This window comes from Streptomyces sp. NPDC001492, assembly GCF_053597275.1.
Map to the genome: position 1 here is coordinate 176908 of NZ_JBSFHW010000006.1, position 15195 is coordinate 192102.

At 73.1% G+C, this 15195-nt stretch carries 9 protein-coding genes; 7 read left to right on the plus strand and 2 right to left on the minus strand.

Translation table 11 applies throughout. The features are described 5' to 3' along the window. Positions 1 to 17 precede the first annotated feature (17 nt). On the minus strand, positions 18 to 1061 hold the full coding sequence (locus ACWC1K_RS10375; protein ID WP_450830081.1) for a serine hydrolase domain-containing protein: 1044 nt from the start codon (positions 1059 to 1061) through the stop codon (positions 18 to 20). 172 nt (positions 1062 to 1233) lie between these two features. Here ACWC1K_RS10375 and ACWC1K_RS10380 point away from each other — a divergent pair, with 172 nt between their 5' ends. The 5 genes from ACWC1K_RS10380 to ACWC1K_RS10400 all read left to right on the plus strand — a co-directional run bounded on the left by ACWC1K_RS10380 (position 1234) and on the right by ACWC1K_RS10400 (position 11535). Further along, a complete protein-coding gene (locus tag ACWC1K_RS10380; RefSeq protein ID WP_450830355.1) occupies positions 1234 to 3480 on the plus strand; it encodes a serine/threonine-protein kinase in 2247 nt (748 codons plus the stop codon). Between the two features lie 164 nt (positions 3481 to 3644). Next, complete coding sequence (locus tag ACWC1K_RS10385; protein ID WP_450830083.1) at positions 3645 to 6344, plus strand: protein kinase; 2700 nt, start codon at positions 3645 to 3647, stop codon at positions 6342 to 6344. 160 nt (positions 6345 to 6504) lie between these two features. Further along, on the plus strand, positions 6505 to 8187 hold the full coding sequence (locus tag ACWC1K_RS10390) for a protein kinase domain-containing protein (protein ID WP_450830085.1): 1683 nt from the start codon (positions 6505 to 6507) through the stop codon (positions 8185 to 8187). Between the two features lie 73 nt (positions 8188 to 8260). Further along, positions 8261 to 9874 carry a serine/threonine-protein kinase gene (locus ACWC1K_RS10395; RefSeq protein ID WP_450830087.1) on the plus strand — a complete coding sequence of 538 codons (1614 nt, stop codon included), beginning with the start codon at positions 8261 to 8263 and terminating at the stop codon, positions 9872 to 9874. A 98-nt stretch (positions 9875 to 9972) separates the two neighbouring features. Continuing rightward, positions 9973 to 11535 carry a serine/threonine-protein kinase gene (locus ACWC1K_RS10400; RefSeq protein ID WP_450830089.1) on the plus strand — a complete coding sequence of 521 codons (1563 nt, stop codon included), beginning with the start codon at positions 9973 to 9975 and terminating at the stop codon, positions 11533 to 11535. Between the two features lie 7 nt (positions 11536 to 11542). On the opposite strand, the gene ACWC1K_RS10405 is transcribed toward ACWC1K_RS10400, so the two are convergent. Then, positions 11543 to 12445: an AraC family transcriptional regulator gene (locus tag ACWC1K_RS10405; RefSeq protein WP_450830091.1), complete on the minus strand. Its 903-nt coding sequence runs from the start codon at positions 12443 to 12445 to the stop codon at positions 11543 to 11545. A 72-nt stretch (positions 12446 to 12517) separates the two neighbouring features. Here ACWC1K_RS10405 and ACWC1K_RS10410 point away from each other — a divergent pair, with 72 nt between their 5' ends. Then, positions 12518 to 13429 (plus strand): MBL fold metallo-hydrolase, encoded by a 912-nt coding sequence (locus tag ACWC1K_RS10410; RefSeq protein WP_450830093.1) that lies wholly within the window; start codon positions 12518 to 12520, stop codon positions 13427 to 13429. Between the two features lie 49 nt (positions 13430 to 13478). Further along, positions 13479 to 15191 carry a protein kinase domain-containing protein gene (locus ACWC1K_RS10415; RefSeq protein ID WP_450830095.1) on the plus strand — a complete coding sequence of 571 codons (1713 nt, stop codon included), beginning with the start codon at positions 13479 to 13481 and terminating at the stop codon, positions 15189 to 15191. Positions 15192 to 15195 lie beyond the last annotated feature (4 nt).

Sequence of the window (15195 nt, forward strand, 5' to 3'; positions counted from 1 at the left end):
TTCGGAACCCGGCCGTTCTACGGAGTGCGAGGGCAGAACTCGGCGGCGAGCAGGGCCGGCTCGAGGCCGGGATCTGCGATCGCCGTCGTGTTCACGCGGAAGGTGAGGACATGCCGGCCGTCGACGGTGGCTGCGGTGCGCACGTAGCTGCCGGTGATGCGTCCGTTGTGTCCCCACACCGTGATGCCGCACGGCAGCTTCTCGGGAATCAGGCCCATGCCGTACAGGCCGTGTGCGGTGCGGGTGTCGCGCATCTCGCGCAGCCGGCGCGAGGGCAGCAGTTCGCCGCCCAGCAGGGCCGTGTAGAAGCGGTCCAGGTCGGCGAGCGTGGTCACCAGCTCGCCCGCGGCCCCGGCCACCCGCGGGTCGAGTTCGGTGACGTCGGTTCCGTCGGTGGCGTAGGCGCGGCCGTGCGGGGAGGGCAGAGAGGTGCGGGAGCCGGGGAAGGAGGTGCCCGTCAGATCCAGTGGAGCGATGATGCGGCGCTCGGCCTCGGTGGCGTACGAGTGGCCGGTGACCTGCTGGATGACCATGCCGAGCAGCACGTAGTTGGTGTTCGAGTACGAGTAGCGGCCGGGGTCGGCCGGGGGGTGGGTGAGAGCGATGCGTACGGCTTGACGAGGGGAGAGGGGAACCAGGCCTCCGGTGTCGGCGGTGAAGTCGTTCAGCCCGCTGGTGTGGGTGAGCAGGGCGCGCAGGGTGATCCTGCGGCCGTCGTTTCCTGCTCCGCGCACCAGGCCGGGCAGATGCTGCTCGACGGTGTCGGACAGGGACAGCCGGTGTTCCGCCGCGAGTTGCAGGACGACCGTCGCGATGAAGGTCTTCGTGATGCTGCCGGCGCGGAAGTGGTCGGCACGGGCGATGCCGTGGCCGGCCCGCGCGTAGCGGGTGCCGGAGTCGTCGCGGGCCAGGAGGGCTGCGGCCGGAGCTCTGCCCTGCGCGGCCAGCTGGGGCAGGAGCCTGTCCGCGGCCGGTGCCGTGGGGGCCGAGGGCGAGGGTGGGGACAGGGCGAGGAGCACCAGCGACATGGGCGCGGCCAGTAGCGTCCTGAGCGGCGGCATCGCTGGGTCCTCCCTTGTCGCGGCCCATCATCCACGGCGGCGCGGCGCGCGGTCCGGCGGGGTCGCGGGTGCACGGGCTCCTCGTAACGTGCCACGGGCACCCTGGGCGTCGGGCACTTGTCGGGTGAGGGACAATGGAGGCTCTGTCAGGGCGGGTTGCATGAGGGGACGCATGTCGGAGGCGGAGCGGGCGGGGACATCTCGTCAGGACACTCGTCAGGACAACAGCGAGCGTCTTCTCGCAGGGCGGTACCGGCTGGGGAGGGTGCTCGGCCGCGGCGGCATGGGCACGGTGTGGCGCGCCGAGGACGAGACCCTGGGCCGGACGGTCGCCGTCAAGGAGCTGCGGTTCCCGTCGAACATCGACGAGGACGAGAAACGGCGGCTGATCACGCGGACCCTGCGCGAGGCCAAGGCGATCGCACGGATCCGCAACAACAGCGCGGTGACGGTCTTCGACGTGGTCGAGGAGGACGACCGGCCGTGGATCGTGATGGAGCTCGTCGAGGGCAAGTCGCTCGCCGAGGTCATCCGGGAGGACGGCCTGCTGGAGCCGAAGCGGGCCGCGGAGGTCGGGCTCGCCATCCTCGACGTGCTGCGCTCGGCGCACCGCGAGGGCATCCTGCACCGTGACGTGAAGCCGTCCAACGTCCTGCTGGAGTCCGACACCGGCCGGGTCGTACTCACCGACTTCGGTATCGCCCAGGTCGAGGGCGACCCGTCCATCACCTCGACCGGCATGCTCGTCGGCGCGCCCTCCTACATCTCCCCGGAGCGGGCCCGCGGGCACAAGCCGGGCCCCGCGGCGGACCTGTGGTCGCTCGGCGGGCTGCTCTACGCGGCGGTCGAGGGCGTGCCGCCGTACGACAAGGGTTCCGCGATCGCCACCCTCACCGCGGTGATGACCGAGCCGATGGAGGAGCCGAAGAACGCGGGGCCGCTGAAGGACGTCATCTACGGGCTGCTGACCAAGGACCCCGCCAAGCGGCTCGACGACGCGGGCGCGCGGGCGATGCTCAACCGGGTGATCCACGCACCGGAGCCGAAGGAGGCCGAGCCGGAACCGCCGTTGGACGCGACGCGGGTCGTGCCGTTGCCGGTGCAGCCCGACGCGCCCAAGGGCAAGGGGAGTTCGGGCGGCTCCGGCGGCAGGAGGGGCGAGGAGGCGGCGGAGAAGCTGCGCGGGGCGCTGCGTTCCGTGCGGAAGGCAGCCGTGGCCGCGGGAGCGGCGGCCGGTTCGGCGGCTGCGACCCGCGGCAAGCCGGGGAACGACACGCGCGGTTCAGGGTCCGGGGGCGCCAAGTCCCCCGGGGCCCCGGGGGCGGCCGGTTCTCCGGCTGCGAAGGCACCTGCTGCTCCTTTGGCCCCTCCCGCTGCGACGACTCCGATGCCCGCGGTGCCTCCGGCCCCACGGTCCGCCGCGTCGCCCTCGGCTCCGGTGGAGTCCTCGGCCTCGTCGGCGGCTTCGGGAGCCGAGGCGCCTTCCGGTGCCGCTGCCGGTTCGGGTTCATCGGCGGCTACGGGCGCCTCGGCCTCGTCGGCCGGTGCGGCTTCCGTGGGCCGGGAGAGCGGGACGCAGGGGGCGAATGCGCAGGCCGGCGGGCGCAGTTCGGGGTGGCCGGTCGTGCCGCCGCCGGATCTGCCGCCGCGGCCCGTGCCGAGGGCGCCGCTCACCGACGTGGTGCCGAAGCGGACCCTGGTGATCATCGCGGTGGTGGTCGTGCTCGCCGTGGTCGGGACCGTGCTGGCCATCGTGCTCGGCGGCGACGACAAGAGCTCGGACGGCAGTAAGAACAGCGGCGGGAAGTCCGTGGCCAGTGCGTCCGCCGGGGCCCGCCCCAAAAAGGACACGAGCGGCGGCACCCGTGCGGGCGGAGACCACTCGCAGTCCGGGTCGGCGTCGGCGGACGGCAGCACCCCCAGCAACACTCCGACCGCGTCCGCCGGCGGCAGCGGGGGAGCGGGTGGGTCGTCCGGGGGCGGCGGCGCGGTGCAGTCGAAGTACACGGGGGGCCAGGGGTATTCGATAGGGCTGCCCAAGGGGTGGAAGTACCAGTCGGCGAGTTCCGCCGGGGACCGGTTCACCGGCCCCGACGGGCAGAAGCTGCTCGTCGCCTGGACGTCCACGCCCAAGGACGACCCGGTGGCCGACTGGAAGAACCAGGAGCGCTACATGACGCGCTCCCAGTACCGGAAGATCCGGATAGAGCAGGTGGACTACCGCGGCTGGAACGCGGCCGACTGGGAGTTCACCTATACGGAGAGCGGGACGGAGTACCGGACGATCGACCGCGGATTCGTCGTCAACGACCATCTCGGATATGCGCTGATGTACACGGCGAAAGCCGCGAACTGGGGCAGTGACCTGCGTAAGGGCACCTGGCAGACCCTCGCGGGGACGTTCGAACCCAAGTCGTGAGGTGACCGAACCCGTGTTTGAGCCGTGAGATCTGGCATCCAATCATTGCGGCTTGCCTCCGGCACGTATCGTGAGTGTTTGCGGACCGTACGCATCCAGGTATGGGTGCGGAACGGGGCGCAAGGCGAACGGAATTGACCAACCGGGCGGCCGGGGGAGGCAACGTGGACGACTATGCGGGACGGGTTCTCGCCGACCGCTACCGCCTGCCGCTGCCACCCGCCGACGAGTACGAACTCACCGACACCCGCGCCTTCGACACCTACAGCGGTCAGGAAGTCCTGGTCAGGCAGGTGCCGTTGCCCGAAGTCGTCGAGGCGGAGGTGCTCGACGCGGAGGGTCTGCCGGACGGTTTCACGGCGCGTGACCCGCGTCAGCGCGGGAGCGGACGGTCAGCGGCGCGCACCGGGGTGCGGCGCCCCACCGACCCGGCGGTACGGCGCGCGGTCGAGGCCGCGCAGGCCGCGGCGCGGATCCCCGACCATCCGCGGCTCGACCAGGTCTTCGACGTGTTCGCCGAGGGCGGTTCGCTGTGGATCGTCAGCGAGCTGGTGTCGGCGCGGCCGCTCGCGGCGCTGCTCGCCGAGAAGCCGCTCACTCCGTACCGGGCGGCCGAGGTGGCCTCCGACGTCCTCATGGCGCTGCGTGTGCTGCACGCCCATGGCTGGGTGCACCGGAACATCACGGCCCGTACGGTGCTGGTCTGCGACGACGGCCGGGTGATGCTGACCGGGCTCGCGGTCGGGGCCGCGGAGGAGGCGCTGTGCGGGTACGACCCGGTGCCGGCTCCGGAGGATGACGGGGACGGCGGTTTCGGACCCCCGGGCGGTTCCCCGGGACAGCCGGGCGGGCAGGGCGGACCCGGTCTGCCGGGCGACCAGGGCCCCAGTGGATTCCAGGGCACCCAAGGCGGCCCCGGGGGCGGCGACCCCGAGGCCGCTCGGCGTGCCGCCATCCGGGCGCGTACGGCCGGGGGGCTGCCGAGCGCCGGGCCGGACACGGCGAACGGGGCGGGGGCGGCGCCGGGTGCGCTCGCACCCAAGGCCCTGGAGAGCGGCGGGGACATCCGGGCCGCGCGGGCCGGGGCGATCGCCGCGTACCGGGCGGGCGCCCGGGCCGCGGCCAGGGTTCAGGAGGCGCAGCAGAGCGGGCGGGCGGCGCTGCCCGGTGCCCGTTCCGCGCCCGAGGGCGGCGCCCCGCAGGCCAACGGCTCGGCACAGGTCCACACTTCCGGCGACGGCGTCGAGACCTCGCCGCGCACCACGACCCCTCCGGGGCAGATAGCCGACCCGTACGGCGTGAGCGCCTGGCACGGGGCCGCGCCCCGGAGCGGAGCCGGTGGGGCACCGGCCGTCGAGGGCGGCGAAGCGGCCGGTCTCGCGGGCCGGGGCGGTCGTACGGCACTCCCGCCGGGCGACGGCGGCTCCCACGCCGGCGCAAGCCCCTACGGCAACGGCGCCACCTACGCGGCGCAACACGGCACCGGTGCGCCCGCGACCTCCGGCGTTCCCGCCCCCCGCCTGGACAAGGCTCCCCCCATGGGCGCCGCGCCCCCCAGCCGCTGGGACGACCTCGTGGCCGGCACCCCCGCCCCGCGGGGCCCCGCCACCCCGCTCGCCGCCGAGCGGGCCCGGCAGGCCCGGATGGCCGTGGTGGGGCCCGTGACGGAGCGGTGGGCACCGGAGCAGGCCGGGCCCGTGCACGAGAACTGGCAGCTGGCGGCGCCCATCGGACCCGCCACCGACCTGTGGGCGCTCGGGGCGCTGCTCTTCAGGGCCGTACAGGGGCATGCGCCGTATCCGGAGGAGTCGACGGCCGAGCTGGTGCAGATGGTGTGCGCCGAGCCGCCCGCCTTCGCGGAGGAGTGCGGTCCGCTGCGGCCGGTCGTGGAGTCGCTGCTGCGTCAGGACCCGACCGAGCGGCTGGACTTCGAGGAGCTCAGGGGCTGGCTGCGCTCCCTCGTGCGGTCCGCGCCCGAGCCCGACGCCGGTGCGCATGTCGTCGCCGCGCCGCCCGCCGACGCCAGTCGGCTGCCCGTCGTACGGCGGCGGGGCGAGCTGGTGCGCAGGCGGCGCGCCGGACTGCCCGCGACCAGCGCGCACGGACGGCACAAGCGGGCCAAGGAGCAGGCGCGTTCACCGCGCAGCCTCGGCCGCACCCTGCTGGTGCTGATCCTGCTCCTGCTGGCTGCGGCGGTCGCGTACGCCGTGCTCTTCATGCCGAAGGCCGGGGAGAAGCACGCGGCGGGCAGCGACCGTACCGGCAGTGCGGGGGAGGTCAGCCCCGCCCCCGAGCAGTCGGACAAGGGCGCGAGCAGCCAGCCGCGCCCCGACCAGACCTCGCCCAAGTCCGAGGACAGTCCCTCGAATTCGGCGACCGCGACGGAGAGCCAGACCAGCGGGCCCGCCGTCGCCGACGGTTTCACGCTGCGCAAGGACCCGGAGGGCTTCCACATCGCCGTGGCCAAGGGCTGGTCGCGGGCCGGAAAGAACAGCTGGAACCAGGTGGTGTACTCGCACGGCGCCTTCGAGCTCATCGTCGTGAAGGGACGCGACGGCGCGGTCACCTACGGCAGCGACCCGATGGCGTACCAGCGGGACACGGAGCACGAGTTGCAGCCGTACCGCAGCTCCAGCTGGGCCACCGCGACCGGGCTGCGCACCGTCACGGTGGGGACCCGCACCATGGCCGAGGGACAGTTCACCTGGACCGACGCCGGCGGCAACGACCTGTATGTGCGCAACCTCGCGATGCTCATCGACGGGCGGTACCACATCGTGCAGGTACGCGGTCCCGAGTCGCAGCGGGACGAGGTGACGAAGCTGTACGAGCAGGCGTCGGCCACGTATCAGGTGACCGGCTGACCCCGTCTGCGAACGGTCCGTGAATTGAAAACGGTTGCTGGTCAGGCCCCGACGCGACAACCGTCACAGTGCGGTCTCCTTGGGACCCCCGTTGTTCCCTGTTGACGGACCGGTCCTTAGTCTGACCCTGTCAAGAGCATTGCGGGGCAACGTGAATCAGATGCAGGGCCAGCTTGTCGCGGGCCGCTACCGGCTCGCCGACTCGATCGGCAGCGGCGGCATGGGCCGCGTGTGGCGCGCACACGACGAGGTGCTGCACCGTGCTGTCGCCATCAAGGAGTTGACCGCCGCGCTCTATGTGTCCGAGAGCGAACAGGAGCGGCTCCTCGCGCGCACCCGGGCGGAGGCGCGCGCCGCCGCGCGCATCAACCACTCCGCCGTGGTCACCGTGCACGACGTGCTGGAACACGACGGCCGCCCGTGGATCGTGATGGAGCTCGTCGAGGGCTACTCGCTGGCCGACGCGGTCAAGGAGCGGGGGCGGATCGAGCCCGCCGAGTCCGCGCGCATCGGACTGTGGGTGCTGCGCGCGCTGAGCGCCGCGCACGCCGCCGGAGTGCTGCACCGCGATGTGAAGCCCGGCAACGTGCTCATCGGCCATGACGGCCGCGTCCTGCTCACCGACTTCGGCATCGCCCAGATCGAGGGCGATACGACGATCACCCGCACCGGAGAGGTCGTCGGCTCCGTCGACTACCTCGCCCCCGAGCGGGTCCGCGGCCACGATCCGGGCCCCTCCTCCGACCTGTGGGCGCTCGGCGCCACGCTGTACACGGCGGTGGAGGGCCGCTCGCCGTTCCGCCGCACCTCGCCGCTGTCCACCATGCAGGCGGTCGTGGAGGAGAACGCGGCGGACCCGCAGCACGCCGGTCCGCTCGGGCCCGTCCTGTCCGCACTGCTGCACAAGGATCCCGCCGCACGGCCGTCCGCGGCGGAGGCCGAGCAGATGCTCGCCGAGGCGGCGGAGGGCCGGCGGTCGCACGCGGCGCAGGCGTATGTGCCGACGCAGCACACGAGCTCCCGCTACGAGACCGGGACCGCCGCCACGGGGCCGCACACCGGCTCCGGCACGGGGCCGCAGCCGGGTTCCGCCACGCCGTACCCGCCGATGACCGGGCCGACATCGGTCGGGCCGACCGGAATGGGCCCGGAGCACCGGACGACCAGCGGCGCCGCGCCGAAACGCCGCCGTCTGCGTACCGTCATCCTCTCGATCGCCCTCGCGGCGATCGTCGGCGGAGGCGTGGCCGTGGCCTTCCAGTCGTGGGACAGGCAGCCGCCGAGCGCCGCAGCGGGCGGCTCCACGACACAGGGCCCGACGCCCACGAGCTCTCCCAGCCCGAACGCCAACGGCAACGTTCCCGCCACGTGGCGGCCGTACCACGACCCCTGGGGCTTCACCGTCTACCTGCCCAAGGGCTGGAGCCGGAAGGTCGTCGGCGTCCCGGGCGAGCTCAGGCAGGTCGACTACACGCCCGACAACGGCAAGCACTTCGTCCGCATCGCCAAGGACACCGCCCCGGACTTCAAGGACGCCCGCTCCCACCAGTTGAACCTGGAGCAGACGCTGGAGCACCGCTTCGCCGACTATCACCGCGTACGGCTGGAAGCCAACATCTACCGCGACCGGACCGGTTCCGTCTGGGAGTACACCTGGACCGCGTTGAAGGGGCAGCCGGAGGTGCCCTTCCCCGGTCCGCGCCGCGCCGTCGAGGAGACGTACATGTCCGGGGACGGCACCGAGTACGCGATCTACATCTCCTCGCCCGCGGCCGACTGGGCCAGGACGAGCAAGCAGTTCAAGTGGGTCCTGCAGGGCTGGCAGGAAACCACCTCCCCGTAATCGTTGGGCCGGACGGGGGTTGGCCGAATCGCCGCAGCGGAGCACATCCGTCCGGTGCGGCATGATGGGGCGCATGGGGACCGAGGGGGAAGGCGTCCGTGTCATAGCGGGCCGTTACCGGCTTGAGGCGAGACTCGGGCGCGGTGGCATGGGCGTGGTGTGGCGGGCGACCGACGAGCTGCTCGGCAGGCAGGTGGCGGTCAAGGAGCTCCCCCTCGACCTCGACGAGACGCTCTCCGCGGAGGAGACCAGGCGGCAGCGCGACCGCACCCTGCGCGAGGCCCGGGCGGTGGCACAGCTGCGCCACCCGCACATCATCGTCGTCCACGATGTCGTCGAGTACGGCGAACGTCCCTACATCGTCATGGAGCTGATCGACGGCGGCTCCCTCGCCGACCGCATCTCCCAGCGCGGGCCGCTCGCCCCCGCCGAGGCCGCCCGGATCGGCGCCGCCCTGCTCAGCGCCCTGCGCACGGCGCACGAGGCCGGGGTGCTGCACCGCGACATCAAGCCCGCCAACGTCCTGCTCGAATCCGGCACGGACCGGGTCGTCCTCACCGACTTCGGCATCGCCCAGGTCGCGGGCGCCACCACGCTCACCGAGACCGGCTCCTTCGTCGGCTCACCCGAGTACACGGCGCCGGAGCGGATGTCCGGGGCCAGGACCGGCCCCGAGTCCGACCTGTGGTCGCTGGGCGCACTGCTGTGCACCGCGCTGAGCGGCGAGTCCCCCTTCCGGCGCGACTCGCTCGGCGGCATCCTGCATGCGGTCGTGTTCGACGAGATACGGCCGCCCGCGCAGGCCGAGCCGCTCCTCCCCGTCGTCCTGGGCCTGCTGGAGCGCGATCCCGACCGCCGGCTGGGCGCCGCGCGGGCCGAGGAGATGCTGCGCGCCTACCGGGACACCGGCCGCACCCCGGCCCTGCCCCAGGGCTACACACCGACCGAACAGGACCTGCCCCGCCCGCCCGCGCCCCTGCCCACGCCGTCACCGACGCCGTCACCCACCGTGGAGACCAGGCACTCCACCCGGGGCGTGCTGGTGGCCGCGCTGCTGGTCGCCGCGATGGCGGGGGCGGGGGTCTCGGCGGCGGCACTGCTCATGAACCGGGGCGGCGAAGGGGGTGGTACGCCGACGAGTCCGGCGCCGCGGACCTCGGTGAGCGCGTCGCCGTCCGTCACCTCCGCCACGCCGAGCCCCTCGCGCTCGTCGTCCAAGTCGCCCGTCGCCGCGACCCGCCCCTCCGCCCCCTCGGGCTACCGCGTCGCCGAGGACCCGGCCGGCTTCTCCCTCGCCGTACCGGAGGACTTCACGCGCTCACCGCAGGGCGAGCGGGTCTTCTACCTGTCACCGGGGGAGACCTTCCGCCTCGGCATCAAGGCCACCGGCCCCGGGACGGGCGGTCCGCTGGCGGTGATGCGGCGCGCCGCCGCCCAGGGCTCCGACACCAACCCCGGCTACCACGACGGCCGGGTCACCTCGACCACCCAGCACGGACACCCCGCCGCCCTCTGGGAGTTCACCTGGAACGGCTTCAGCGCGGCCGAGGGCCCCCGGCACACCTACGACCTGTGCTGGGAGGAGGGCGGCCGGATGTACGACGTGTGGGTGTCGGCGCCGGTCGGCAAGGTGCGGGAGGCCAAGGAGTACTTCGACGTCGCGGTGGACACGTTCGTGGCCGGGTGAGGCGCGGGTCCGGGTATTCCTCGGGGACACGTCACGGGTGTGTGACCGGAATGCGCCAACCCTGGATGCGTGGGCGTCTGGCGCGATATGGATGGTCCATGAGCAGCAGCGGGGGAGTCGGCCACGAGCCCGACGACACGACGAGTTATGTTCTGCAACCTCCCCGACCCCGGCAGCCGGAGCCCGGCGCCGGGCGTCTCGTCGCGGGCCGTTACCGGCTGCTGGCCAAGCTGGGGCACGGCGGCATGGGCACGGTGTGGCGGGCCAAGGACGAGGTGGTCGACCGCGAGGTCGCCGTCAAGGAGCCCCGCGTCCCGGACCATCTTCCCGAGCGTGAACGCGCCAACGCCTACGAGCGGATGCGTCGCGAGGCCCGCGCCGCGGCCCGTCTCGACCACCCGGCGGTGGTCAGCGTCCACGATGTGGCGGTCGTCGACGGCCGGCCGTGGATCGTGATGGAGCTGGTCCAGGGCCGTTCGCTCGGCAGCGCCCTGCAGGAGGGCACGCTGGACGCCCGCGAGGCCGCCAGGATCGGCCTGGAGGTGCTCGGCGCGTTGGAGGCCGCGCACGCGGCGGGCATCCTGCACCGCGACGTCAAGCCGGACAACGTGCTCCTCGGCCGCCACGACCGCGTCGTCCTGACCGACTTCGGCATCGCCCAGATCGAGGGCGAGACCAGCCTGACGGACACGGGCGGCTTCGTCGGCTCGCCCGAATTCACCGCCCCGGAACGGGTGTTGGGCCAGCGTCCCGGCCCGGCCTCCGACCTCTGGTCCCTCGGTGTCGTCCTCTACGCGGCGACGGAGGGCGTGTCCCCCTTCCGTCGCAGCAACACGCCGGCCACGCTCCAGTCGGTCCTCAACGCCACGCCGGCACCGCCCGCCTCGGCGTCGGGAGCGCTGGCCGAGCTGATCACGGGCCTGCTGCAGAAGGACCCGGCGAGACGTCCGAACGCGGCACGGGTCCGGGCGCTGCTGGAACAGGCCGCGAACCCGCCGGCTCCCGCGCCCCCCACACAGCCCGTACGGATCGTCACCCGAGGGTTCCGGTTCGGGCGCAAGGCCTGGATCGGCGCCGGCGCGGGTGTCCTCGCGGCGGCCCTGGCGGCGTACCTGGTGATCGCGCGTCCCTTCGCGGGCCCGCTGCCCGACGGCTGGAAGACCCACCACGAGAACGACGTGGCCGCGACGCTGGCGGTACCGGACGGCTACCAGCGCCAGGTGCCCGACCGGAAGACCGACAAGAACCACTGGGTCACGTACAGCGACCCGAGCGGGGCGATCGGGATCACCCTGAGCCTCCAGAAGAAGTCCGAGGACACCGGCGGCACCATCAAGGACTCCGCGGCCGCCCAGATGTACGACGACAACGGCGCGTTCAAGCAGAGCGGCGCCTACGAGCTGAACATGCCCGCCGGCCCGAGGACGAAGACCAGGGTGACGACGTACGAGAACAAACCGTCCGCCGAGAACACGGTGGTCTACAAGACCGACGACAGTCAGCACCCGCTCCCGCGCGAAGTGCGGATCTTCTACTACAAGTCCTCGGTCGGCGACCTGTACAAACTGATCGTCGGCTACCCGGGCGAGGGCGACTTCACCGCGCGCGGACGCGAGGTGGCGCAGGCCGCGATCGCCAATCTCGCCATCGACAAGCTCTGACCCGCCGTCAGCGTCGCACCTGGGCCCGGTACCTCCCCGGCGTCACCCCGAACTCCCTGCTGAACGCGTGCGACAGGGCGTACGGGCTGCTGTATCCCGCCTCCCGGGCCACCGAGGCCAGCGGGGCGTCGGTGTCACGCAGCAGGGTGGCCGTGCGGGTCAGCCGCCACCAGGTCAGATACGCCATGGGCGGGCGGCCGACCAGGGCGGTGAACCGGCGGGCCAGCGTCGCCCGGGACACGCCCGCCTCGGCGGCCAGTCGGTCGTTGGTCCAGGGGGCGGCCGGGTCCGAGTGCAGGGCGCGCAGGGCGGCCGTGGTCACCGGGTCGCTGAGCACGGCCGGCCAGGTACCGGTCGCCGAGTCCGCCTCCGTCGTCCACGCCCGCACCAGGTAGATCAGCAGCAGGTCGAGCAGGCTCGGCAGGGCCAGACAGGATCCCGGGCGGCGCTCGTCGAGCTCGCGGGCCAACAGGTCCACGGCAGCGCGCAGTTCGGGATGGGAGCCGACCCGGTTCGGCAGATGGACGACCTGCGGCAGCTCCGCCAGCAGCGGGTGCACCCGGCTGCGGTCGAGGCGGTACTTGCCGCACAGCAACTCCACCTCCCGCCCGCCCGGCGCTCCGGCCGGCTCTCTCATCTCCTCGAACGGCACGGCCCGCGTCGTGTCGCCCGGCGCGTCGGCCAGCACATGCCCCGCCCCGTGCGGCAGCAGTACGACGTCCCCCGCGCCCAGCGTCACCGGCTCGCCGCCCCCGTCGGGCAGCAGCCAGCAGCCACCCGCGAGGACCACGTGGAACCCGGCGCCCTCGTACGGGGCGAGCCGCGTGCACCAGGTGCCGGCGACCCGCAGCCGGTTCGAGGAGGGCTGCCCGATGCGAACGGCGGAGATCGCGTCACTCACCACGTCCATGAGACGCAAGCGTATCCGAATGAGCACAGCGGGCATTGGAATGCTCACCGCAGCGCTTCTAGTGTTCATGGCATGGCTGATGAACATGACGGGAACGCGCAGAGTTTCATGATCGGCGACGTCGAGGTGCTCCGGGTGGTCGAGTGGCGGGCGCCCTATGCCCCGGTCCGCGACCTGGTTCCGGGGGTCGGCCCCGAGGTGTGGCAGGGCAACCGGGAGGCGCTCGTCCCGGACCACTGGGAGCCCGGCAGCGACCGTGCCGTGGTCGCGCTGCAGACCTGGGTGATCCGCAGCGCCGGCCGCACCGTCCTCGTCGACACCGGCGTGGGCAACGGCCGTGAGCGGCCCGGCAACGCCCTCTTCCACCAGCGGCAGGGCGACTTCCCGGACCGCCTGGCACAGGCCGGAGTGCGGCCTGAGGACGTCGACCTCGTCGTCAACACCCATATCCACGGCGACCATGTCGGCTGGAACACCCATGACGTGGAGGGCGAGTGGATCCCCGCCTTCCCGAACGCCGCCTATCTCCTCCCGGCCGCCGACGACCACCACTTCGGCCCCGACGGCGGATACGGCGGCGGCGTACGCCCGGACGACCGGCTGACCTACGAGGACAGCATCGCGCCCGTGCACAAGTCCGGTCAGGCCCTGCTGTGGGACGGCGAGCACCGCATCGACGAGCACCTCACCCTGGAGTCCGCCCCCGGCCACACCCCCGGCTCGTCCGTCCTGCGCCTCGCCTCGCGCGGTGAACGGGCCGTATTCGTCGGTGACTTGCTGCACAGCCCGGTCCAGATCCTGCACCCCGAGTGCAGCAGCTGCTTCTGCCTGGACCCCGGGCGGGCGGCCACCAGCCGCCGCCGGGTACTCGAACGGGCGGTGGACGAAGGCGAGTTGCTGATCCCCGCCCACTTCGGTGGATCGGGGGCCGTGGAGGTGCGGCGGCGGGGCGACACGCTCGCCTTCGCCCCCTGGACTCCGTAACACGGGCGCCGCGTCGACAAGTCCCCGTTCCGCAAGGTACTCATGGGGCATGAGTGCAGGCGGCGAACGAACGCGCGAAGGTCGGCTGCTCGGCGGGCGCTACCGGCTGACCGAGCGCATCGGCTCCGGCGGCATGGGCACCGTCTGGCAGGCGTACGACGAACTCGTGGAGCGGGACGTCGCCGTCAAGCAGCCGAGGCTGCCCGGAGACCCGGAGGACGAGCACCGCCGGCGGGCCGCCCACCGTCTCTACCGCGAGGCCCGCGCCGCCGCCCGTGTCGACCACCCGGCCGCCGTCTCCATCCATGACGTCGTGGTCGAGGAGGACGGACTGCCCTGGATCGTCATGGAGTTGATCCGCGGCGAGTCCCTCCACGAAGTCCTCCGGCGCGGCCCGGTCGAGGCCTCGGAAGCCGCCCGTATCGGCCTCGCCGTCCTCGGCGCCCTGGACGCGGCGCACGCCGTCGGCATCGTGCACCGGGACGTCAAGCCCGCCAACGTCCTGCTCGGCGCCCACGGCCGTGTCGTCCTCACCGACTTCGGCATCGCCCACGTCCAGGGAGAGGAATCCCTCACCGTCAGCGGCGAGTTCGTCGGCTCCCTGGAGTTCGTCGCGCCCGAGCGCATGTCGGGCCGGGGCGCCGGTCCCGCCTCCGACCTGTGGTCGCTGGGCGTGCTGCTGTACGCGGCCGTGGAGGGAGTCTCCCCGTTCCGGCGTACGACGGTGGAGTCCACCCTCGCCGCGGTCATCGCCTCCGAGGCGCCCGAGCCGAAACAGGCCGGTCCGCTCGGCCCGCTGATCACCTGGCTCCTCGTGAAGGACCCGGAGCAGCGGCCCGGTGCCAAGGAGACCGGCGCGGTCCTGGAGGCGGTGGCGGAGGGCTGGCCGGTGCCGCAGGTCGAGGCCGGTGCGGCGGCGGCCCAGGGCACGGCGGGGTTGCGGGAGTTCGCCGACGACAGGGGGACCGTACGACTGGGGGCGTCCCCCGTGGCCGTACCGGAATCCGACACCGCACCCGCCTCAGGGCCCCGCCCGGCATCCGAGCGGTCCGAGCCCCACCGGTCCGACCCCGAGCCGCCCGCCGAACCCGCGACCGCGAGCGTCCCCCAGCCGGACCCGGCCCCCAAGCGCACCCTCCTGCGCCGCCGCACCTCGCTTGCCGCGCTCGCCGCCCTGCTCGTCGGCGGCGCCTGGCTCGGCGCTCCCTACTTCGTCGAGACCGAGAGCGGAGGCGCCACCGAACGGACCGCCACCCTCACCGAGACTCCGGCCGACGGGCTGACCCCCAGCGCCGGTGCCTCCGCCTGGACCGCGCACCGGGAGCAGGGCATGAAGGCCGTGCTGACCCTGCCGGGCCGCTACCGGGAGTCCGCCAGGCAGGGCAGCGCCACGCGCCCACCCCGTCTCGTGGTGTACGACACGCCCGACTCCAACGTCACCCTCCGCCTCACCCAGTGGGACAGGGCACCCCGCTCCCCGATGGCCCAGGCGCAGCAGGACCACCTCGACTGGAACACCTACAGCGGGGACGCGCGCACCCAGTACACCCGCACCACCTTCCACGGCTACGAGGCCGTCCAGGTCGACACCACCTTCGGCCTGGACGGTCGCCCGGCCCGGGTGATGCAGCTGACGATCCGCACCGACGACGGGCGCATGTACGAACTGCGCGTGGACATGCCCAAGGGCACCCCGGCCGAGAAGAAGGGCACGGCCCTCTTCAAGGGCGCACGTGACCGTCTCGAGATCGGAAGGGGCTGAACCA

Coding starts and splice junctions, on each gene's coding strand:
- ACWC1K_RS10410 (WP_450830093.1), top strand. CDS start 12,518: ATGGCTGATGAACATGACGGGAACGCGCAGAGTTTCATGATCGGCGAC.
- ACWC1K_RS10390 (WP_450830085.1), top strand. CDS start 6,505: ATGCAGGGCCAGCTTGTCGCGGGCCGCTACCGGCTCGCCGACTCGATC.
- ACWC1K_RS10415 (WP_450830095.1), top strand. CDS start 13,479: ATGAGTGCAGGCGGCGAACGAACGCGCGAAGGTCGGCTGCTCGGCGGG.
- ACWC1K_RS10395 (WP_450830087.1), top strand. CDS start 8,261: ATGGGGACCGAGGGGGAAGGCGTCCGTGTCATAGCGGGCCGTTACCGG.
- ACWC1K_RS10405 (WP_450830091.1), bottom strand. CDS start 12,445: ATGGACGTGGTGAGTGACGCGATCTCCGCCGTTCGCATCGGGCAGCCC.
- ACWC1K_RS10400 (WP_450830089.1), top strand. CDS start 9,973: ATGAGCAGCAGCGGGGGAGTCGGCCACGAGCCCGACGACACGACGAGT.
- ACWC1K_RS10375 (WP_450830081.1), bottom strand. CDS start 1,061: ATGCCGCCGCTCAGGACGCTACTGGCCGCGCCCATGTCGCTGGTGCTC.
- ACWC1K_RS10380 (WP_450830355.1), top strand. CDS start 1,234: ATGTCGGAGGCGGAGCGGGCGGGGACATCTCGTCAGGACACTCGTCAG.